General features: G+C 40.3%; 21 protein-coding genes and 1 rRNA gene. 18 read left to right on the forward strand and 4 right to left on the reverse strand.

Translation table 11 applies throughout. From position 1 onward, the window contains the following. Both AB4Y93_RS18700 and AB4Y93_RS18705 read left to right on the forward strand, forming a co-directional pair. A 23S ribosomal RNA gene (locus AB4Y93_RS18700) occupies positions 1-145 on the forward strand; the annotation flags it as partial. A gap of 359 nt (positions 146-504) precedes the next feature. Next, the gene (locus AB4Y93_RS18705; protein ID WP_441894375.1) at positions 505-1143 is read left to right on the forward strand and encodes a cell wall hydrolase; all 639 of its coding nucleotides are present in this window, start codon (positions 505-507) and stop codon (positions 1141-1143) included. Between the two features lie 46 nt (positions 1144-1189). Here AB4Y93_RS18705 and AB4Y93_RS18710 read toward each other — a convergent pair whose 3' ends face one another. Both AB4Y93_RS18710 and AB4Y93_RS18715 read right to left on the reverse strand, forming a co-directional pair. Beyond that, positions 1190-2536, reverse strand: coding sequence for an Nramp family divalent metal transporter (locus AB4Y93_RS18710; RefSeq protein ID WP_441894376.1), 1347 nt, complete (start codon positions 2534-2536; stop codon positions 1190-1192). Between the two features lie 303 nt (positions 2537-2839). Next, positions 2840-3046, reverse strand: coding sequence for a hypothetical protein (locus tag AB4Y93_RS18715; protein WP_441894377.1), 207 nt, complete (start codon positions 3044-3046; stop codon positions 2840-2842). A gap of 207 nt (positions 3047-3253) precedes the next feature. Here AB4Y93_RS18715 and sigK point away from each other — a divergent pair, with 207 nt between their 5' ends. Together sigK and AB4Y93_RS18725 are read left to right on the forward strand one after the other, a co-directional pair. Beyond that, positions 3254-3952: an RNA polymerase sporulation sigma factor SigK gene (gene sigK / locus AB4Y93_RS18720; protein WP_015845870.1), complete on the forward strand. Its 699-nt coding sequence runs from the start codon at positions 3254-3256 to the stop codon at positions 3950-3952. 780 nt (positions 3953-4732) lie between these two features. Beyond that, entirely contained in the window at positions 4733-5233 is a 501-nt protein-coding gene (locus AB4Y93_RS18725) for a hypothetical protein (RefSeq protein ID WP_441894378.1), read from the forward strand. 744 nt (positions 5234-5977) lie between these two features. On the opposite strand, the gene AB4Y93_RS18730 is transcribed toward AB4Y93_RS18725, so the two are convergent. After that, positions 5978-6469, reverse strand: a complete 492-nt coding sequence (locus AB4Y93_RS18730) for a hypothetical protein (RefSeq protein WP_441894379.1) — start codon at positions 6467-6469, stop codon at positions 5978-5980. Positions 6470-6509: 40 nt separating this feature from the next. Next, positions 6510-7949 carry a hypothetical protein gene (locus AB4Y93_RS18735; protein ID WP_441894380.1) on the reverse strand — a complete coding sequence of 480 codons (1440 nt, stop codon included), beginning with the start codon at positions 7947-7949 and terminating at the stop codon, positions 6510-6512. A gap of 429 nt (positions 7950-8378) precedes the next feature. Between AB4Y93_RS18735 and AB4Y93_RS18740 the strand changes: the two genes are divergently transcribed. The 14 genes from AB4Y93_RS18740 to AB4Y93_RS18805 all read left to right on the forward strand — a co-directional run bounded on the left by AB4Y93_RS18740 (position 8379) and on the right by AB4Y93_RS18805 (position 22144). Beyond that, on the forward strand, positions 8379-8774 hold the full coding sequence (locus AB4Y93_RS18740) for a hypothetical protein (RefSeq protein ID WP_441894381.1): 396 nt from the start codon (positions 8379-8381) through the stop codon (positions 8772-8774). Between the two features lie 253 nt (positions 8775-9027). Continuing rightward, a complete protein-coding gene (locus AB4Y93_RS18745; protein WP_441894382.1) occupies positions 9028-9621 on the forward strand; it encodes a histidine phosphatase family protein in 594 nt (197 codons plus the stop codon). 158 nt (positions 9622-9779) lie between these two features. Then, positions 9780-9992, forward strand: coding sequence for a bacteriocin immunity protein (locus AB4Y93_RS18750; RefSeq protein WP_441894383.1), 213 nt, complete (start codon positions 9780-9782; stop codon positions 9990-9992). Positions 9993-10741: 749 nt separating this feature from the next. After that, entirely contained in the window at positions 10742-11578 is an 837-nt protein-coding gene (locus tag AB4Y93_RS18755) for a hypothetical protein (protein WP_441894384.1), read from the forward strand. Positions 11579-11711: 133 nt separating this feature from the next. Next, positions 11712-11987 carry a hypothetical protein gene (locus AB4Y93_RS18760; RefSeq protein WP_441894385.1) on the forward strand — a complete coding sequence of 92 codons (276 nt, stop codon included), beginning with the start codon at positions 11712-11714 and terminating at the stop codon, positions 11985-11987. A 175-nt stretch (positions 11988-12162) separates the two neighbouring features. Next, entirely contained in the window at positions 12163-12375 is a 213-nt protein-coding gene (locus AB4Y93_RS18765; protein WP_441894386.1) for a DUF6864 domain-containing function, read from the forward strand. Positions 12376-12897: 522 nt separating this feature from the next. After that, positions 12898-14901 carry a peptidoglycan D,D-transpeptidase FtsI family protein gene (locus tag AB4Y93_RS18770; RefSeq protein WP_441894387.1) on the forward strand — a complete coding sequence of 668 codons (2004 nt, stop codon included), beginning with the start codon at positions 12898-12900 and terminating at the stop codon, positions 14899-14901. Positions 14902-15136: 235 nt separating this feature from the next. Continuing rightward, positions 15137-15346: a hypothetical protein gene (locus AB4Y93_RS18775; protein ID WP_441894388.1), complete on the forward strand. Its 210-nt coding sequence runs from the start codon at positions 15137-15139 to the stop codon at positions 15344-15346. Between the two features lie 201 nt (positions 15347-15547). After that, the gene (locus AB4Y93_RS18780) at positions 15548-16462 is read left to right on the forward strand and encodes a phosphotransferase (protein ID WP_441894389.1); all 915 of its coding nucleotides are present in this window, start codon (positions 15548-15550) and stop codon (positions 16460-16462) included. A gap of 92 nt (positions 16463-16554) precedes the next feature. Further along, complete coding sequence (locus AB4Y93_RS18785) at positions 16555-17208, forward strand: class I SAM-dependent DNA methyltransferase (RefSeq protein ID WP_441894390.1); 654 nt, start codon at positions 16555-16557, stop codon at positions 17206-17208. A gap of 584 nt (positions 17209-17792) precedes the next feature. Continuing rightward, the gene (locus AB4Y93_RS18790) at positions 17793-18344 is read left to right on the forward strand and encodes a hypothetical protein (RefSeq protein ID WP_441894391.1); all 552 of its coding nucleotides are present in this window, start codon (positions 17793-17795) and stop codon (positions 18342-18344) included. A 389-nt stretch (positions 18345-18733) separates the two neighbouring features. Next, the gene (locus AB4Y93_RS18795) at positions 18734-19507 is read left to right on the forward strand and encodes a nucleotidyltransferase (protein ID WP_441894392.1); all 774 of its coding nucleotides are present in this window, start codon (positions 18734-18736) and stop codon (positions 19505-19507) included. 273 nt (positions 19508-19780) lie between these two features. Beyond that, complete coding sequence (locus tag AB4Y93_RS18800) at positions 19781-20632, forward strand: ornithine carbamoyltransferase (RefSeq protein ID WP_441894393.1); 852 nt, start codon at positions 19781-19783, stop codon at positions 20630-20632. 1173 nt (positions 20633-21805) lie between these two features. Continuing rightward, on the forward strand, positions 21806-22144 hold the full coding sequence (locus AB4Y93_RS18805; RefSeq protein WP_441894394.1) for a hypothetical protein: 339 nt from the start codon (positions 21806-21808) through the stop codon (positions 22142-22144). Positions 22145-22305: the final 161 nt, after the last annotated feature.

Consider the following 22305-nt stretch of genomic DNA (forward strand, 5'->3'; position numbering starts at 1 on the left):
GAAAGCATCTAAGCGTGAAGCCCCCCTCAAGATGAGATTTCCCAATTAGTAAGACCCCTTGAAGACGACGAGGTTGATAGGTTCGGGGTGGAAGCACAGCAATGTGTGGAGCTGACGAATACTAATCGGTCGAGGGCTTATCCTACAAAATCTTGCGTGTTAATCGCAAGTGATATAAATTGCTTAAGTTTCATTCATTCGCATCCAGTTTTCAAGGCGTAAGCCAAGAAAAGTCTGCCGCATTAGCGGCAGGCTTTTTTGTTGTTTTAAGGGGTTGAAGGAAAGTTAAAAGATATTAATAATCATTTCAACCCTCCGATAACTTAATAATAATACGAATTATATATTAAATAACGAGTATATTCATGAAAGAACATCAGTGAATTAGAGTTATATTAGAACAGATTAGAATATTCTAGTTAATTATGATGTTCAGGATAGTTATGGTATACTCGTGAGCCCAAGAACAATTTAGGCTACATACATTCTGGAGGGATTTGCTTGATGAAACGAAAGCTAGGATTACTTGCTCTAACGATGCTGATGGCATCGATCTTCTGTCTGCCATTTCAGGCTTCAGCCGCATCATTAACCGTAGGCAGCAAAGGTAGTGAGGTTGGAGATTTACAGGAAAGACTCTACATGCTGGACTATTATAAAGGTTCAATTACAAAATACTTTAGCGCTTCGACGAAATCGGCTGTTGCAGCCTTTCAAAAGGGAGCAGGCCTTAAAGCTGACGGTGTTGCGGGTTCCGTTACGCTGCATGCGCTGCATAAAGTTACGGTTGACCGCTCCGACCTATCTCGAATGGCGAGAGTCGTGAATGCAGAGGCGAAAGGCGAAAGCTACAAAGGGAAAATCGCTGTAGCTGCTGTTATTTTGAATCGGACCAAAGCTAATGGTTTCCCAGGTACAATTCGCGGCGTTATTTTTGCACCAAGCGCTTTCAGCGTAGTGAGTAACGGGCAATTCTGGGATATGCCAACAGTCAGTGCACTGGATGCATCAAAGGATGCTGCGAAGCGCATAGATCCAACGCATGGAGCATTGTATTTTTACAACCCAAAACTTACCGATTCCAAATGGATGAAGTCTCGTCCGGTAATAGCGAAGATCGGGAATCATGTCTTTACGAAGTAAATAGAATGGCCTGTCGTTACGATTATCGTAATGACAGGCCATTTTTTTATCCGAAGAAGGTTTTGTACAGCAGGTAGATATTGAGTCCAATAATGATAATGGCCACGAACCAGGCAAGCAGCTTAACCCAGAGTGGATTAACGAATGTGCCCATCTTCTTCTTATCACTTGTGAATTGAATGAGCGGGATAACGGCAAAGGAGAGCTGGAATGACAAGATGATCTGGCTTAAGATCAAAAGATCGGTTGTACCGCTTTCTCCGTATATGGCTGTTACGATAACGGCTGGAATAACGGCTAAGAGCCGTGTAATCAAGCGGCGGAGCCATGCGGCAATCCGAATGTTCAGGAATCCCTCCATGACGATCTGGCCGGCCAAAGTCCCCGTTAAGGTTGAATTTTGACCAGATGCAAGCAGGGCAACTCCAAATAAGACGGAGCCTACTGCTGTTCCAAGCAAAGGTGTCAATAAATCATAGGCTTCACTAATGTCAGCAACCTCGGTCATGCCTGCTTTGTTAAAGGTTGCAGCAGAGATGATCAGAATGGCAGCATTGATGAATAGGGCAAAGAACAAGGCAATTGTAGAATCCCAAGTTGCATATTTTATCGCTTCACGTTTGCCAAGCTCTGTCTGCTCAATGCGCCTAGTTTGAACGATAGAGGAATGCAAATACAGGTTATGGGGCATAACGGTTGCACCGAGAATACCGATCGCGATGTAGAGCATAGTAGGATCCATAATGATGTGATGACTTGGAATAAATCCGGCAAATAAGGCCGATGTATCTGGCTTGGCGAAGAAAATCTCCGTTATGAAACACGCACCAATCGTAAAAATAAGAACGATAACTAAAGTTTCAATATAACGGAAGCCTTTGTTTTGCAGCAACAGCACGATAAATACATCGAGTACGGTAATAATAACTCCATATATAATCGGGATTCCGAATAATAAATTTAATGCGATGGCAGAACCAATAACTTCGGCTAAGTCACAAGCTGCAATCGCGAGCTCACAAAGGATCCAGAGACCAAATACGACCGGTTTGCTGTAATGATCGCGGCAAGCCTGCGCTAAGTCACGGCCTGTTACAATTCCGAGTCTGCCAGCCAATGCCTGAAGAAGCACTGCCATCAGGTTGGAGATGAGGATAACGGAGAGCAGGGTATAGCCAAACATGGCGCCTCCAGCAATATCAGTGGCCCAGTTCCCTGGATCCATGTAGCCAACAGCAACCAAATAGCCAGGACCTGCGAAGGCGAGAAATTTTTTGAGCCAAGAGCCTTTCAGTGGAATACGGAGCGAGCGATGCACCTCAGGGAGAGAAGGTTGAGAGCCTTTTGTTCTCCATGCATCATCCTGCGAGCCTGTAGCAGATGGTCCTACCATCGTGAATCACCTCTTGTCTTTTCCTTAGACTAATAATGTTGCCTTAGCGCAACTTATCTTGTAAAAAAAACCACATACTTAGGTGTATGTAGATATTATCTGAATGTTCCTATAAATTTATTGTACCAGTGCAACTTTTTTTGTCAACGACAACTTTTCCGTAAAACCAAAATGGTTATTTAGAGTGAAGGATAAATAGTACTCGTGTGGAAAAAGTTATTCTGTCCCATTTTGTTAATTAATACTCCATGTAGGTGATGTGTACGCGAAAGGCTGTTCCGCTCGGGAACAGCCTTAACTTGATTAGGGATGTTTATGAGTAGGAAGCTCCTCATAGTGGCTATCAAATGATTGTTGAACATGATCCACGATTTCTTCAACGGCTTCGCTGACCATATCCAGTGGTCCAGTGTTTTCATGATTTTTTGGCGTATTAATGCCTGCTACGGTATTGGACGTTTCATTATACATTTCGTTATATTCGTCATCGTGCTTCTCTTTGTTGTGCATGTTAGATTGCCTCCTTCTACACATAGCTCTGCTACTGGTCTTGAGGTAGTTTACCCGATTAGAGGAAAAGCCAAACAGATGTCATTCGACGAATTTCTACGTACATGCACTTCTAGGCCGTGGCCTACATACAATGTAGAACCGACTTCATCGTGAACCAGTGGTATGTCATGCCCCTGGTAATCCAGCTTATGGGGGTGCAGGAATATGGGATTGTTTGCTGCAATTGCTCTGTTCATTAAGCAGCTGTCGCTGCTCGTATCGTACGTGAAAAATAATGCTTTTCCGCAGCCGCTTCATGAAGAGGAAGAGATGAAGCATCTGCAGTTGATGGCAGAGGGCAATGCGCATTCGCGCAATCTGTTGATTGAACATAATTTGAGGTTAGTCGCGCACATTGTCAAAAAATTCGACAATACAGGAGAGGACCTCGAGGATCTAATCTCGATCGGAACCATCGGGCTTATTAAAGCGATCGAAAGTTTTCAGACGGGTAAGGGGACGAAGCTCGCGACATTCGCAGCTCGTTGTATCGAGAATGAAATACTTATGCATTTACGCTCTTTGAAGAAGACTAGGAAAGACGTCTCTCTGCATGACCCTATAGGCACAGACAAAGAAGGCAATGAAATTACTTTGATCGATATCCTGGGTACAGAAGCAGACGATGTTGTTGACCGGGTGCAGCTGAAGATCGAGAAGAGCAAGATCTACCGTAACCTCGATATACTCGATGAGCGGGAGCAGGAAGTGATCCGCGGCCGCTTCGGCCTGGATCATGGTGGGGATGAGCGGACGCAGAGGGAGATTGCGAAGGAACTGGGTATCAGCCGGAGTTATGTGTCGCGGATTGAGAAGAGGGCGTTAATGAAGCTATATCATGAGTTTTATAAGGCGAAGAAGTAAAGTGAAGAAAATGGATTGTTATAACTACAAATTGCAATGAGTTAAACTAATTGCTCGTAAGAGGGACATTAAAACATAATGTAAGAGATGAATTCTTGTTCGCATTATTAAGCCATCCTTTTAGTGAAGGATGGCTTTTTGAATGAAGAATTTTAAATTGGAGAGAATGTAATATTCCTCTCCTACCTACACAAATTGGTTGTTGAAGCTGCGGACTGGACCGCAACCAATGAAATTCTCTGATAAGTATGAAACATCCTGGACACTTTGAGAGCGAATTAAGACTTCCCTATTTTTCATTAGCTAGGTCACATAAGAATTTCTCTACCACATCGTCCTCGAGATGGAATAGATCTATTATAGCGTAATCTTGCTCCAGTATATGAGCACCTACGTATTCCTTTTGAGTAAGGGTAAGACGTCCTTTATTATTGTTTCTCCTACTGTACTCAAACGATAAGAAATTTATAAGTTGGAAATACCTCATGTCAGTATACTTGTCCATCCATAACTCTTGAATTAAATGGGTGATTCTTGCGATGCGTTCAGGGCTTCTCATGATATTGGCCTCCAGTAACTCTCTTAAATGGTTTTTTATTATAACTTCTGTGAGGGTTTTAGGATTTCCTCTTGTCATATAAATATTTTAACGAGCTGAAAGGGCAGGAGTTATTAAGCTAACGGGCAGGTTAACGCAACTACTGATCAGCAGGATGCGTATTTATAAGAGAAGACAATTACCTGTTAGTCAAAATTCAACAGATAGGAAGATTGTATCAAATGATGAAGCAAACTAAATTCACCTTGCTATCTCTAGCACTAGCCGCAGCTTTAACGATTCCAGCAGTAATTAACGCTGATTCTGAAGAGGTAACACCGACAGAATCCAATTCCCCAATCGTAACTCCAGCCACGTCGCCAGAAGTACCTGACGAAGGCTTTGAATCTATTACGCCGTTTATTAAGGGTAACCAACAGCCTCTCACAACCGTGACCGCTTCTACTTCTGGCGCCCCCGCCTATTTTGTAATACCAGCTGGTTATGGACATGGAAAATTTTATTTTCACAACACAGGTAAAGGCGTGCTAACGGTTACGATGAAACACTCGTCAGGGTTAGAGTATATTGCAGCAACTATACAGCCAGGACAAGCATATACATGGAGAAGTACGACGGATTATCCACAAGGAATGCGCGGTGGTGATTATGCCATCTCATTCCAGTGTTCCAATGGTGTAAGTGTAGAGTGGTCTGCATCCGCTTCCGATAGTGTAACTTGAAGAAATTACACTGAATGAAGATCTGGGATTGATAAAGGGAAGTCGGATGGATTGGTATCTTCACTTTTTACGTTAAGCTATCGGGAGACTATAGTTCAATCAATAAGGCTGCAGCAGATCGGAAGATCTGCTGCAGCCTTTGTTGAAGTAAAGGGCAGGTTAATTTCAATATGAGGTAATATAAATATTATCCTATTGTGGCTAGGGAGTAGTGTAACTGTCTAAGCATCAGCTCATTGAAGTTATGGGAGATGATTAAAAGTTATACAGGGTTACCAATAAGTGAGGCATATGAACCTAGATGGATTAAACAACTCCGCAGACTATTACGGGGAACTTTAGTTGAATAGCCAAACTAAATGAAGCCGCCGGTACACGATCGGCAGGTTTTTTTCGTTAATAGAGGGAGTGGATTTCCAATATATTACAAAAGTATGTTGGGAGGTGTGTTATATACGGTAACTGACCATTAGACGGTTACCGCTATCAGCGGTTCGGAGGTTACTAAAGAAACTACATATTTTTTATTCGCTTGAATGGATCAGCTAAGAAAGTATATTTACTACTAGGCATTTTCATTAAAATAGCGATGCAGGGATGAACTGCAACGCTATTTTATGATAATCACTTCTTTGGATATACTTACGTGAACCGTAACTCCAGCGAGTTACCCCCTTTAGGGACAACCCTTTTATAAGTACGGTGGAGTGAGAGGACGGGGGCTAGCGCTCCCACCTACACGATTCAATGACTACTACCGCTGTTTTCCAACTTTACCCCGGCTTTATTGCCCTCGAAGTAATGCCAGGTTCGATAGCTGTCAATGACGCTTGGGTCGGTGCTAGAACCGTAGTAGCTCGAGACGTATTTGTAATCCGCAGTATCTTTGCCGCTCAGCATGAAGACAATCTCAATATCGGGATAGGGAAAAGTCCGTTTGCCATGCTTATCGGCATAGCGCTGCTTCACGATCTTCGTCTGTACCGGATCGCTGAGGAAGAAGTTGCGAGTCTCCTCGAAAATTGCCGTCCGCTCGGCATCGCTGCCGTCCATGACATACCGGAACGATAAGCCTGTATCGCCGGAGAGGATCGTAAGCTGCTTGACGGATGTGTACCGCGACAGGATGTCGCTTCGGAACGTCTTCGTTTCATCCGTCTGAACGGACGAAGGTTGTGAGCAACTTGCAATAAAAAGCAAGCAGCAGGCCATCAAGATGAAATAAGAGTTGCGCATGGCAGTGCCTCCTTTAGATGGTGAAGTGATAAATAGTGGACTATGAGAAGTAGATCAGACCCGGCGAACCGATAATGCCTTCGAACGCTTTCATAGCATCGAAGTGGGTCCGGTAGTTGATGCTTTCTCTACGGCCCCAAGTCGAGACAGCAATCCAGCGGTTGTCGTTCACGTCGCGGTAATATTTTGTAATGGTCATCCAATGCCATTCATATTCGTAATCGGAAAACTTGGATAGATTAAGCGTGCCTACCGGAACATTGGAACTAAGACCAGCTTTAATATATGTCGCGGTATTATCCAGAGTGAAGGAAGCATTGCTAGTTACCCGCTTGAGCGTAACGCCTTTGTCCTTAGCATATGATTCGATATCGTCTGCAAAATCCCAGATGGACAATTCGCCGAGCCAGCCCGGATTGATTCTAGAATACATCGTGTTCATATGGGCTAAGAAATCAGTATAGGACAGCGTGCTACCAGTGTATAATTTACCGTATTTAGTCGAATTAGTAATCTTGGCCATGTAGTTAGTAATATTCGCGGCGGCTACGGGTCCACAGCCATTATTCTGCCAGTCGCTATCCGCGTACCAGTTTTGATTGCCCCCATAGCTGTAAACGCCTGTTTTGTATTCAATAGGAACGAATAGTGAAGAGCTGCTCTCCGTCGTTAAGCTTACATCTTCCTTTGTAACGGTCGCAGCGGCGGCCAATGCAGCCGAGCTCGTAACTATGGAAGATGCGTTCAATGCCGAGACGGCAGCTACGGGATCATTAGAAGCGGAAACATTATCGGAGCTGTTCAGAATGTTTTTCAAATGCTTCTCGTTCTCCGCATTGCGAATGAACTCGTAGCCGCTCCGAAGAGCTGCCTTGTTCTTAAGTATCTTCTGGGTCACATCTTTCTCCGCCGATGGCTGCGTCAGATCGGAATATTGCTCACCGCTAGGTTGTACCGCCTTGACAAAGTATTGATAAGGAGGTAGGAATACGACGGAAGCAACGGACGCGCCGTTCGCTAGTGCTGCTAAGAGTTTCTCGCGAAGAGTTGAGACGGCATTATCTTCGATTCGAACGGAATAAACATCATAACCATCGGCAAGGGCGCCTACCGTTATGAATCCGATTTCCTTATTGGCCTCAAGCAGAGGAACCATATAAGCAAACAGGTTGCCTTCGAAATCATAGAGCGGCAATATATTATCCGACGGAGTGATTTTTTTGCCTTGCGTTTGAAAATCGTCTTTTAAATAATGCTTAATGTGGTACTGTGCTACTTTCAATATCTCTTTCGTGTTCAACTTGACAGCGTTCTTTAACGATTTGAGGGTGGAAGTCTCTGTCGCTTCCGGCTTAACTTCTTTTACAGACTGCGCTTCGTTGGTGTTGGCAGAGTCTGCGGCGGTAACAGACGTTCCTCCTGCCGTAATTGCACATGTTAATAACGCGATTAATAATTTTTTGTTAATACTAGCGGACATAACAATCCCCCTAATTTGGTAGAAGTCCCCTTATTTTTTCACAAATTAGGAATTTTGTAAGTCGAAATATAGCGAATGAACATAGTTGTTTCGACCTATTTTTATTAAATATATTTTATGAGCGCTATTGGTACTAGGATTCATTAAGTCAAGTTATGCAGACAAATTGGCACTAGAATCTTGGCAAACAGGAATCAAATATCGAAAATTTGCTGCATTGGATGTTTATTAACAAATTAACTCTCCACATTACTCAATTTTTGCTGTTAGTATTGATGAACAGAATTGAGTTAACGGAGAACTATAGTTCAATTAATAAGGCTGCAGCAGATCGGAGGATCTGCTGCAGCCTTTGTTGAAGGGCAGGATAGCGCAACTTTCCAACTGTTGGAAACGTAAATTAACATGAGGGGTATTGGAGGTGATTGATTGATTAACAAGAGGAAACGAAGTGTTTTAATTGCAGTTATATTAGTAGTAGCGTTATTTACTTCGATATATTATTATGCTGAACGGAGAAACAACTCTTATACAAGTGTTACAATGTTCATGTACATTGAGAAGAAAGAAGATTATATCGAACCTGGTAAGTACATGAAAATGTGGGTAATTGGTTCAAACTCAAGTGACAGTAGTCAAAACAAATTAAAATATAAAGTAATGATAAAGGACTCATCGATATATAACCTTTTAGAGGAAGGTAAGGAATATTTCGTTACTTTTGAAGGGGTAAAAAAGAAAAATCAATCCGAGTATACTTACACCTTTGGTCAATTGAGTATTCCCGGAGGGACGGAACTACGTGGCGAAGGAATAATTGAATAAAAATTAGAGATTCAACTAACGGTGAACATTAGCGTAACAATACGACAGCAGCCGGCGTACAACGTTTGGTTGCTGTTTTTGTTGAAGTAAAGGGCAGATTAGTGGGATAGTATCGAACTTATTATTCTGTAGAAAAATGCATTTATATAATCAGAAGTAAAGCGATCATAAAGGAGAATATAAGAGTTTCTCGAATACTCTGAAATGCTGATATTTTAGGTGTGTATTTATTGTTTTCAAATGGGGGGATCAAATGTCTGTTACTTTATATCTTATGAGACATGGTGAAACGGATTGGAATAAGGAAAAGAGGCTCATGGGTCACTTTGATGTACCCATTAATGAGGTCGGATTACAACAAGCACATATATTGGTTGAAAAACTTTATAATATTAAATTAGATTCAATTTATAGCTCAGATCTTCGAAGAGCTTTACAGACAACAGAAGTTCTCGCTGATCAGTTAGGGATTAGCAAAATAAAAAGCGATTGTCGATTGCGAGAAGCGCAAGGCGGAGTTTGCGAAGGATTAACTTGGGCTGAAATGCATCAAGCACATCCTGAGTGGTGGGAGAATGACCAGAAAGACTGGTATTCCACTCCTTATTCAGGCGGAGAAAGTTTGCTCGATATAACTAACCGTGTTGAAGATATTTTGAATGAACTCGCTAAAAAACACGTCGGAAAGCATATTGGTGTGGTGACACACTGGGGGGTTATTTGCGCTGTATTAATTTCTGTACTTAAAATAGATCAAGAACATATGAAAAGAGTACATATCGATAATTGTGGGTTAACAGTAGAACATTGGGGAAAAGAAAAGTCTTTACTACGACTAAATGCTTGAGAATAAACTACGCTAACGGGGAACTTTAGTTCAATCAATAAAGCTGCAGCAGATCAGAGGATCCACTGCAGCTTTTGTTTGTTGAATTGAAGTAAAGGGCAGGTTAACGTGGTGACTACGCAGAAATATTATTCATCATTATAGGATGGGTGACCGTAATGAAGGTACTAATTAAAGAGGAATTGATCGAGTTAGTAAGGAAAATTATGAACGTTGAAGGTAGTGAGGAAGAAATCGATAACATGATCGAACTTCTCAAATCTAACGTCCCGCATCCTGAAGTTAGTGATTTAATTTACTGGAATGAAAAAGAACTTACAGCAGAGCAAGTGGTTGAACAAGCACTGAGCTATAAGCCCATTCGGCTATAAACATTGCGCTAAACGAGGGACGGGGAACGTTAGTTGAATAGCCAAAGGACGAATAAAGATGCCGGCATGCAACCGGCATCTTTATTACTTCTTTATTATTATATTATTATTTATTAGTGTCGGGTGACAAGAACTTGATAACATTCCCGATAAGACACTTCATTAAGTCATTGCAGACAACATAATTTGCGAAAGTCTTATTAAGTTATTCGGGATCAACGTCCCAACCAGCCTAACCATGGTTGAACAAGTAGGGTAGTTTTGGCAAGGCTGGTAGCTCAGAAATGACCTACGATGTATGGAACCAATTGATGGCCTCTACTACAGGAGGAAGTAGCGCGCAGTATCAATATAATGGAGAAGAATTGCGAGTTAAGAAGACAGTAGGTAATCAAACGACGCAATATCTATACGAGTATGATCAGGTCGTACTCGAAACAGACGGTGGTGGGAAACAAACAGTCAGTTGTTCCTCTTAGTACTATAGTATCTATTTGGACTTAGACTAGAAAATATATGGTGTAAAATGGGTTAAATAAAAGGCATATACAATGTTTTAAATAGATAATATTACCTATATTAATGTTAGTTCTGATGATCAAAAATCCCTTTAAACTTTTAAATCAATAGTTATAAGATAATTTGTAATTATATGTTACGATTTCGTGAAAGATATAGACTTTATACTATTCCATATTATAGAATTTGACATGCAACAAACTACTATGATTTGGGAGTGAATGTTTATCATGTTTAAAAAGTTATTGGCATCATTGGTATTACTCTGTATGTGTATCGCCCCTAGTTTTGCCCTGGCTTCTGCTGCAGACCCAAGTGCTTCATCTGAGTTAGATTTGGTTAGAAACGCTGTTACTAATTTCTATGAAAGTATCAATAATAAGGATAGCGAGCTTTACCTTCAGTCTATTGCAAATCCTGAAGAACCTGCTAATCAATACAATGCTGTTAATCTATCGAATGAAGATTTGATTATTAATTTTGATATTATTGATATTGAAAAAGTAAATGATTCTAAATATACAGTTAATGTAGCTAAGACACAAAATGGTGTTGAATATCCACTAACACCTTATGATGTAATTCTTCAAGATGGTCAATGGAGATTCGATCCATCTAATATTGTTTTCTATGACAAGAAAGATCTCTATGCTGATCATATTAACGAGAATGTGAATGTAGTTAGTGAAAATGAGAATTACGCTGTGAGTAAAACTGAAACAAATCCTATTGATTATAATGAAGCTTTTGCAAGTGTAAATACATTATCTGTTTTCACAACACTTGGATCGCTGTCATACAATTTTGGTAATATGTCAACTGATATCTATTTCTCTGGAACGATAACGGTTAAAACAACTCCAACAAATGCTAATAACCCAAGTGATGACTTTGTTGCTGTAGAAGTTTATAACGTTGCATCTAGTGGTGGTGCATATTTGACAGGCAAAACAGCTAGTGCTACAGGTTCTGCAACAACAACTTTTAGCGGATATTATGGTTATTATAAAGTAAGTGCATATTTGTATAACTATGGTGGGGCTGGCACGTTTACAATTAACTACTAAAATAAAAACTGCCTCACTCTAGCGAGGGAGGCAGTTTTTATTTGCGTTATTTTTCGAGAATTGGTGTACTAGCAACAATATACTGCATATAAACGTCAATTAAGAAGTAGAGTTATGAAAGGAGGTGAAACAGTTGAGTAAAGCTAAAAAGATAATCTTTTCTTGCTCACTTACTGCAGCACTTATCGTAGGTGGTGCCTCTGCTGTCTATGCACAGTACACTAACCAAGACGCACCCGATTATCAAGTAATTACAGCTGATGAGTACTTAAGAATGTCTCATATTGTTGGGGAAGTAAATCAAGGGAACTTACCAGTGTCGGCTCTTAAAGAGGCTGGACCAGTACTAGAAAAACATCCAGAAATGATTACAAAAGAAACATGGGCAAAGTATAATGCATTAAAGTAGTCTTATTATTTAGATTTTAATATTAATAACCATTACTTGACGACAGCGCCAATAGGGCTGTCGTCTTTTATATCCATATAGATGATCAGAAGAATTAGATTATGCTAACGGTTTGAAGAGCTGAGAGAAAGCATTCATTATAAAATTGGATTTCTGAAATGTGAGGGTGTAAACAATGAAAATTAAGTCCGGCGGATTCGAAGCAATGTATCACGGTCGCATACTGGCCTATGGGATGAATCCGATCGAAATTGTATTGTCGGAAGAGAGCGATCCGCTGACCTTCGCCCTGTTAATCATAAAGAAGAATAGCATTATATTGAAAAATATGAAAACGGCTAATCTAATGTCGGGTGACAAGATCATAGTAACATTGAGAGTCGCATAATCTGCGGGGCTTTATTGTTTTATGTTATCAAGTTCTTGTCAAAATGAAATGACAAGAACTTGATAACATTCCCGATAAGAAACTTCATTAGTCACTGCAGACAACAAAAATTTGCGAAAGTCTTATTTAGCTAAGGAGTAGAATAGTTCCAATAAATGGTTTAAGAATTATATGAAATACAGAGCACATTATATTCATGTTTGACTCTTTAGAAGACACTGTAATTGAAGCCATTCTTCCACTGCCACAACTTCTATTTGATTTGGTCGTCTTAAATGTGGGATATTTTGCAAAGTGACTGAGGAAGGTGTGTTAAGAAGGTGTCAGATTAAGAGAATAGGAACTTCTATTAATCAAAATCAGATTGTTTAAAAATGATTCGCCAAGTAATGTCATCCAGGGCATTATCCATTTTAATGTTATTAAAAAGGACTCTGGATTTGGGATGAATTATGTACCTTTTCAAACCATCAACTGTTATCTTTTTATACGTCCAATTTTTTAACAAGAGGTGAAACAGGCTTGCATGATGATCCGCAGAAACGGGAAATTACGAATCGGCGTCATTTCTCGTTTCGTTTGAACTTATTCTTTTTTGTCGTATTTGGGCTATTTAGCGTACTTATTATTCAGCTTGCTATCTTGCAGTTTGTAGAAGGCCCGAAGCTTAGCGCCCAAGGCAGCCAGAAGAGCACAAGAAGCGTCAAGATTGCGCCGATTCGCGGCAATATATACGATTCGTCAGGCACTCCGATTGCTTATTCGACATCAACGCAGTCGCTGTATTTCACAATCTCGCCTGATTTCAAGGACGGGGATGCCGAAACGATCGCGGCGAAGCTTGCTGCCGTGTTTAAGGATAAAGGCAGTGATGATCCAGAGAAGCAAATGACAGTGGAAGATATTATCCGGCAGATGGACTTGGACTTCCGCCGCAATACGATTTCTACCCCACGGCGTATCAAAACGGATTTAACGAAAAAAGAAATCGCTTATTTCATGGAACACCGCTCAGAGTTCAAAGGGATCGATATTGTAGAAGAAAGCGTTCGTAACTATAGCAAAGATACGGTCGCCGTACAATTAGTCGGTTATTTGAAGAAATTTAAAGGTGGTGTACGCGAAGCGTTAGACTTTTACAAGGATAAAGGGAATGAAGAAGATCCGCAGCTTCAATATCTGGACGATGAAGACGTAGGCTATGATGGTTTGGAATTTATGTACCAGGATATTTTGCGCGGAAAAAACGGTCTGAAGACGTATCCGGTTAACAATGCGGAGCGGATTATTGGACCGGTTCAGATTACAAACCCGCAAAAAGGCGATGATCTATATTTGACGCTCAACCGGAATGTTCAATTAACAACGGAACAGGCGATCGTTGACCAGATCCATAAAATCAGCACGTCAACCATTAAATCAGAACGTGCCGAGAATGCAAAAATTGGTTTTGCTGTCGCAATGGAAGTGAACACGGGCAAGGTTGTGGCGATGGCGAGTATGCCGGACTATGATCCGAATATTTGGTTTGGCGGCAAGATCAGCAACGAAGATTATAAAAACTTCGAATCCGTCTTGAACAACGGGACGATCAGAGAGGTATTTCCTCACTACGAAACCAAGGAAGAGCGGAACCAGCATCCATCGTCCCTCGTTCCTCCGGGCTCAACGATGAAGCCATTGTCGATTCTGATCGGCTTGAAAGAGAAGCTGTTTACAACATCCAGCACCTATTACGATAACGGGGCCTATTTCTTTGGTTCTAAAGGCCATGAAGTGGAGATTGGCAATGCCTCGAAACACGCCTACGGCTTGCTTGACCCGGCATCAGCGATTGCCCATTCCTCCAACCCGTTTATGGCGAAGATGGTGGGTAACAACCTGTATGAGAAATATGGCAAAAAAGGCGTCGACGTATGGGATAACTACATGAGGCAGTTTGGCCTTGGCGTCTTGACCGGCAGCGGTCTTCGAGGCGAATCCAAAGGCACGATCGATTACTACCATGAACAGCAAACGGCCAGTTCCCAATCCGCATTGGTGCGGGCATCGTTCGGTCAGCAGGCGCGTTATACGCCACTGCAACTGGTGCAGTACGCAGCCATGCTAGCGAACCATGGCAAACGGATGAAGCCGCAATTCGTCGATCAGATTAAAGACGCGGAGGGCAATGTCGTTCAGACCTTTAAGCCTGAAGTGCTGAACACGGTTGATTTCTCCGAAGCGTATTGGGAAGAGATCGAGAAAGGCATGTCTCAGGTTAAGGTGCAAGGATTTGAAGGCGTAACTTATACGTTCGAGAGAAAAACCGGTACGGCCCAGTCCGACGTAGCCGGCCGCCGTGTGGATAATGCGGTATTTATCGCATACGCGCCAAGAGAAAATCCGAAGCTGGCTGTAGCGGTTGTTATTCCGGACGGTGAGTTCGGCGGCTGGGGCGCTGCTCCTATTGCCCGTAAAATTTTCGACTCGTACGATTACGAGGTTGGTCTTGATGGCCCAGCGGGCAAACTGAGCGATCCATGAGCTACCGATCGAGTTAGAGAAGCTGGAGCACCTGCGAATCTTGGACTTAGGAATGTGCATGATCCAGCGGAAGCCAGATTTCCTCTACGGTATGAAGCAACTGAAATATATTAATGTGTCGAGGAATTCGTTATCGTTATGGGAAACGATTGAATCAGAACAGTAGCTTAATGCACTAACGGGAAACTATAGCTGAATTAAATGAACGAAATGGAAGGATAAGGAGGTGATTGTTATGGATCGCATTTCAATTTTAACAACATTATTTGCTTGTTGGATTATTGTGTTGCTTATTGAAATTTTTAAGCTTCATAATACGGTTAATGAGGTGCACACACCTGATAATACTCTATTTAATATCACTCTAATTGCAATCACATTAATAGTAGGTGCTGTGGGTATTATAGTTGCCGCAATTGTATCACCGAAAAAATCATTAAACTAAATGGGAACTATAGTTCAATCAATAAGGCTACAGCAGATCGGAGAATCTGCTGCAGCCTTATTTGAAGTAAAGGGCAGTTTAGTGGAACAAAACGGTTAGATTGTTCTCAAACAGAATATTAAATCCATGTTATGATGTGGCAAATGGGTCAAGGTTAGGTGAGCAGATTTTCTATTTTTGCGAGGGAGGCGATAAAGGGATATGGTAAGTTCGAATCAATGGGATGCAGAATGGGAAGTATCAGAAGAATTGGCTCATAAATTAATAAATAGTCAGTTTCCACAGTTAGCTACACATAGCGTAAAAAAACTAGGACATGGCTGGGATAACACTGTTTTTCTTGTCGGGGAGGAATATGTATTTCGCTTTCCAAGAAGAGAAGTTGCAATTAATCGTTTAAGGATGGAAGGAAAGATACTACCTAAGCTTAAAGATTATTTCTCCATTGCATATTCGATACCATTATTTTTTGGTGAAGGGGATTTTAATTATCCTGCACCCTTTCTTGGCTATCACTATTTATCCGGAGAGTTTCCAATCGGACTAACTGACAAGCAACGTGCGTTATCAGCAACAACGCTCGCGCAATTTTTAAAAAGCTTACATGCATTCCCTGTGCAAATTGCTCAAGAAACTGGAGTTCAACATGACCATAGAAATCTGACTGATATTGCGATGCGTAAGGAAAAGATGTATCAATTCATTACCGACCTTACCCATCATTTTAGTGAAGAAGAGTATCATGCAATATCGAATTATTTGGAACAGCTCAGAACTGAAAGCGTGAAACAAAAGTACGTATTCCTTCATGGTGACCTTCATTTTAAAAATATGCTGGTAGATGATAATGGGAGAGTTTCAGGGATTATCGACTGGGGAGATATCAATATAGGACATCCTGCTTGTGATTTGAATGTTGCATTTAGCTTTTTACCTCCGGATGCGCGTTCTGACTTTTTCAAAGAATATGGGGATGTAGATGAAGAAACGAAGATATTAGCTAAATTTATTGCCATATTTATTCCTATTTTGATAATGATGCAAGCTATTGATGATAAAGATGAAAAGTTGGTTGATGAAGCAAAAGCGAACATAAAACGTGCTCTTGCAGATTAAGAAATGTTATTCCGCTAACGGGAGACGATAACTCAAAAAAACACGTGAACGATATTATCATTAAATAGATTGTGTGGAGGTGCGATACATTAGTGAATAATTCGCAGAATGATAAGTTCAAGATATCGCAAATGTACGATGGTATTGCTGAAATATACGAAAAACATACGACACCTCTAACCCATTTTCAAGCTTCCGTAAAGGATTTTCTAGAAGAGAACGTACGTGCTGGACATCGTTTACTTGATATTGGGTGCGGTCCTGGACATTTGACGAACGCAATGCCACTTGAAGTGGAGGTCGTCGGTCTTGATTTATCGACTTCTATGGTTGAAATCGCACGACTTAAACGCCCTTCTGGTACATATTTAGTACACGACTTCCACAGGACATTGCCTGTTGAACTCGGGAAGTTTAATACGATACTAGCTAACGGTTGCTTCGATTTTTGCGAGGATCTGATGCAAGTCATCGGTAATGTGTCAGCAGCTCTTGAACGGGGAGGCCGTTTTTACTTCACTGTAAACGAACGCCGCGCTGAATTGCCATTTCATGATGCGCCTTGGATTGACGCAACTGGTGGATTGACTGATACACGGATATTTTTCTGGACTTTTTCCGAAACGGTTGCTGCAATTGAGCAGTTTGGCCTCCGACCTTTAACTTATCGGCACGCGCCTGGTTGGGAGAACGAGGCTTTAGAGACAACGATCTATTACGGCTACTGGGTGGTGGAACGTCTCTAGCGTTTCTGATGTACAAAAAGCGATAGCAGGCTGCCAACATAAACGGCAGCCTGTTCAACTAACGGGAAACTATAGTTGAATAACCAAACGTAACAAAGCTGCCGGTACACGATCGGCAGCTTTGTTACGTTTATGGGCAGATTAACGCAACAAACTCTATAGATATTCGTCTAAATACTGGAAGTATTAATTGGGATTCATTTAGTTCTTTATAAAATGCACCAATGGAATCCACTAAAGGAGTGTATTAAAATTACCGTGAGTATAAGTTTCATTTTTTTAACTGTCCTAATTGTCTTACTAATAGTATTTTTGGTGAATTGGTTTGCATTATGGTTCAAACCACTCAATATCGTTTTGTAAGGTATTCAGTTAAATATCACTGGTGTATTTTTGTTACTTTTGTGGCTAGTATTAAATCACAAACTCGAAGAGCAGCATTACAATGTACTAGTATACCTTGCTATAGCATTCGGTGTTTTAGGGATTTTATTAAGCTGCTCTTTTGCATTGAGAAGGCATGAATAAATCCGAATGCGAGGTTTACAGCAGGGTTTCGGGATAATCCTTAATGAGGTGATAAAATGAATAGGAAATTCATCTTCGTACTACTCGGAGTAATTATAATTGCATCTCTTGGATTTAATGTATATCAACATAAGGAAATACGAAGTGAAAACAATGAAAGAGAAGAAACATCCAAATATTTCATGAGAGAGCATGAAGTAATATTTTCAAATGCACTTGCATCAATAAAAGATGATAAAGCAGACCGCACCAATACAGATATACTTAATACGCTTATTGAAGAAGTTAGCAAAGCACAAATGGATTTTTTGGCTGCAAGGTATGTCCAGGAATCTGAGAATGGTGGTCAATTCGAAGTGAATAATCTTGTAGTAAATGGATATTTAAATCAATTTAAGGCTTACCGTAGGCAACTTAAAAATGAGACCATCTCTAAACAAAATGGTGAAGTTAATGAGCAAATAAATGACTTGCAATACATTGCACAGTGGTTGGATAAGAAGTATCAGAACAAAGATTTTGATGTTTATTCGGACCAAGAATTCTATAACGAAGTTTTTCCTCAATTGAAAAGTAGTGTTAAAGATTATTATTTTAAAGGTTATTAGTAAGGACTTAAACTAAACATTCCTGTAGAGCTTAAGAAATGAGCTTTGAAAAAAAGGGAGCGCCTCGTTATGATGGGTTTGTCGACAACACATCAAGGAGGCGCTCTTATTATGAAGTTTAAGCAAACAGATGCACAAAATCAACGGATTGAACAGATTACCACCTCACATCTTGTCATCGGGATCGACATCGCTCTGACTAATTAAACTATCTGGGAACGATAGCTCCATATACACCTACGACGAAGCTGCCGGCATTATCGGCAGCTTCGTCGCGTTAACGGGAAGGTTAGTTGAATGATTTCGCGAATAACTTAAGTCATGACGAATTTACGAAGTTCGCAAAATGACGTTAGCCAAAAGAAGTTCTTAGTTTAGGAGGAGTCTATATGATATTAGAAAAAGTTATAAATAGAATTGTAATACAAAGTGAATATAAGGATTTTGTTGATAAGTATATAGATAATATACTTACCGAATTTAAAAGTAAGATTCATAGCATTTATATGTGTGGCACGATTCCAAAAGGAACTGCTAAACCTTTTAAGTCAGATGCGGACTTTACTATTGTATGTGTAAATCCCAAAGATATTGATTACGAAAGATTGTCAAATATTAAAGACAGGCTTTTGGAAGAATATCCAGTAGTAACTAAGATTGATACAATAATTTGCTCGATTGACGATGTATTAAGTAAACCAAATGAGTGGGGTTTTTGGGTAAAGATAATTTGTGTTTGCATATATGGTCATGACGTTGGTGAAAAAGTACCACCGATAATTATTTCTCCAGAGTTCATTTTAGACTTAAATACAGAGACCAAGAAGGAAGTAGGTCGTGTACATAGAGGTTTAATTTCTAATGCTAGTGATAACACATTGAAAACTAGACATATTAAAGGTTACTCTAAGAGATTAATTCGTGCATTATACTCTTTGGTTTTAGAAGATACTGGTGTATGGCAAGATGACATTATTAAGATGAAGGATGCCATATTAAACTATTGTGAGATTGACTCCGCTTTAGTTGATTATCTGTATGCTTGTTACTTGGATAGTAATAATGTACTTGTTGAAGAGTTTCTGGGAATTGCAGATGAAGTATATAGCTATTTTGAGAACGCCTTAAATGCAATGGCTGATTCCAGAACTTCCTTCGACTAACACCATATTGACGCTCCGGGTCACTCAGAGAAGCGAGTGACCACATCCAGTCCCCTAAGCCCGTCGGGACGTCACTGCATTAGGTGTTCGGCAAGCTCACAACTATAAGCAGCGACTTGAGAACAACAAAATGGCAGCTGATCTAGATGATCAGTTGCCATTTTTGATGAAGAAAAGGGAGTTTAGTCTAAATACTTGCAGTTAATCGGATGAATTTGATAATGTATAAATATGCAGTGATATATTTATTTATACAATTTAGGGGGTAAGTATGTGCACTTAGTGGATATTAGAGGATTGACGTATAAGCAAATCACTGAAATTTTTATGCTAACCGACAAACTAAGAATGCAAAATGATACATATTCGAGTTCTTTAGCTGGAAAAACCTTTGTTCTATTCTTTCCTGAATCGAGTCTAAGAACAAGAATTACTTATGAGAAAGGTATAAAAGAATTAGGAGGAGAGTGTGTATTATTTCCTCCTGAAACCCTAGACAAGAGGGAAAAGTTAAGTGATGTCATTAATTACTTGGATAATTGGGTGGATGGAGTCATTGTAAGGCATCCTGATTTTTCGAAAATCCAAGAATTATCTAGCCAATCATCGATACCCATTATAAATGCAATGACATCCGACAACCATTCTTGTGAGATTTTGTCTGACTTATATTCAATAAGCAGGCTAAGAGAGGACTATATGGAACTTGTATATACTTTTGTAGGACCAGCGGGTAATATTTGCAAATCGTGGGCAGATGTTGCAGCTGTAATGAATCTAAATTTTCATCACGTTTGCACAAAAAGTCATGATTTGGGCATAGGTTCCCCACACTACAACTTCCATATTGAACTTGAAAATATTTTAATGAGAAGCGATATTATATTAACCGATTCTCTACCTAAGGAATTGATTACCATTGAGTACATCAATAAGTACCAAATTACTTTAGATAGAATGAAATTAACAAAGAATAATGCAATTCTGAATCCGTGTCCTCCGTTTTTCAGAGGAGAAGAGATAAGTGAAGATGCAATATCTTCTGATTATTTTGTTGGTTATTCATTTAAGAGGGATTTACTATATGTTCAACAAGCTATTGTACTATATAGTTTGTTGAACTAACGTAAGAAGTACGACAAGTTCTGCTATAAGCGCCGAACAGCGTGAAAGGCAGAAGATTACAAAATAGTAATCTTAACTTTACAACCGAGGATGGGAATGATGGAGCCATGTTTCTTGAAACCATCCCGCCAATACTCCTGCAGGCGTCGTGGCTGGCAGGTCACGGGGTATGAAGTACAGGTAGATTCGGCAGAACGAAGGCTGGAGCCATTCTAACAGAAAAGGTATGCCAACGGATATGCCGCGCGGCTGAAAAACTGGATATGGTGAGAATGTTCCCCGGAAGGAACTGACGAACAACCGAATGTACGGGTCTAAAGTTAGAACATATGGAAACATATGGACCATCAAACGGTGGGGTGAGCGGCGTAAAGTAAGAATTTCTTCTATGAAATACGCTATACCGAACAATGGCGGCATTAAACTCACAGGCCTAGAGGTAACACCTAAGTCCAGAAGGAAGAGCTAGGTTGTAAGGGACTTGGAAAACAAGGGACGTTGCAACAAGGGCTGTCACCCGAAACGGTTGCTATAAGGCATTTGCCGAAATGCATTTATCTTTGTGAGGGTAGGGGCACGATTGATGAAGTTCCTGTAATGGGAATGGAGGAACAGCCCCAAGTCTAACTGAAAAGAATGATCATTCTCCAAGCGTGAATTGCACCGATCGGGTATGAACGTGGGGATTTCCACAGTGCAAACTTAACGGATTTTGGATGCGTAAATCCCAAATCTGTAAGTAACGAGGACCTAATGATCTAGTACGTTCAGTTAGAGGGAGCGCGGAGTGCGGTGAAAGTCGCACGCTCCGTGTGGAGCAGGGGAAAAGCTGGAGATCACATCAAACGCTTACCTATTGCGACCTATAGTTCAATCAATAAAAGCTGCAGCAGATCGGTGGATCTGCTGCAGCTTTTTTTAAAGTAAAGGGCAGGTTAGTGGGAATAACTTGAAAAAAATAGAGGACGAGATAAAATGAAAAGACATTGATATAAAATAGTAAAGGAGCTGGTGAAAGTATTTATGTCAGCGACAAATAAATCAACATTTTTGGGGAAATTTATTGCATATACAATATGTTCAATTCTCATCATCTCACTAGGAATAAATGTATATTAACACAATATGTCTATTTCCGAAAGAAATAATGCTATAAAAATGTCTGAAGATTTCATGAGCAATCATGCAGCAACCTTTTCAAATGCTTTATATTCTCCTGAAAATATTGATATTATGGAATACATTAATAATCCAGATAAGTTAAGTGTAATTATTGAAGGAGTTCAACTTGCCGAATCTTATTATTTGGCAGCTTCGAAATTCAAAACAATGCAACTGAGCGGTAAAAGCACTTTGCTATCGGGATTACTTCTCAATGATTATCTAAATGAACTTCGTTCATATCGAACCTATCTTCAAAGTAATTCCAAAGAACCTTACGATATTAAAGAAGTTGCAATTGTTATCAAAGACCTCCAAACGATTTCAAAATTGGTTAATGGGAAAATATAAAAATAAAGAGTTTGAAGTATATACGGACGAAGATTTTTATAGGGATGTTTACCTGAAGCTTGAAAGTGATGTGAAGAGTTATCGGTTTGAACAGCAATTCTAAGTTAATTCATTACGCTAACTGGAGACTATAGTTCAATCAATAAGGCTGCAGCAGATCG

This window comes from Paenibacillus sp. YAF4_2 (assembly GCF_052113225.1).
Lineage (GTDB): Bacteria > Bacillota > Bacilli > Paenibacillales > Paenibacillaceae > Pristimantibacillus.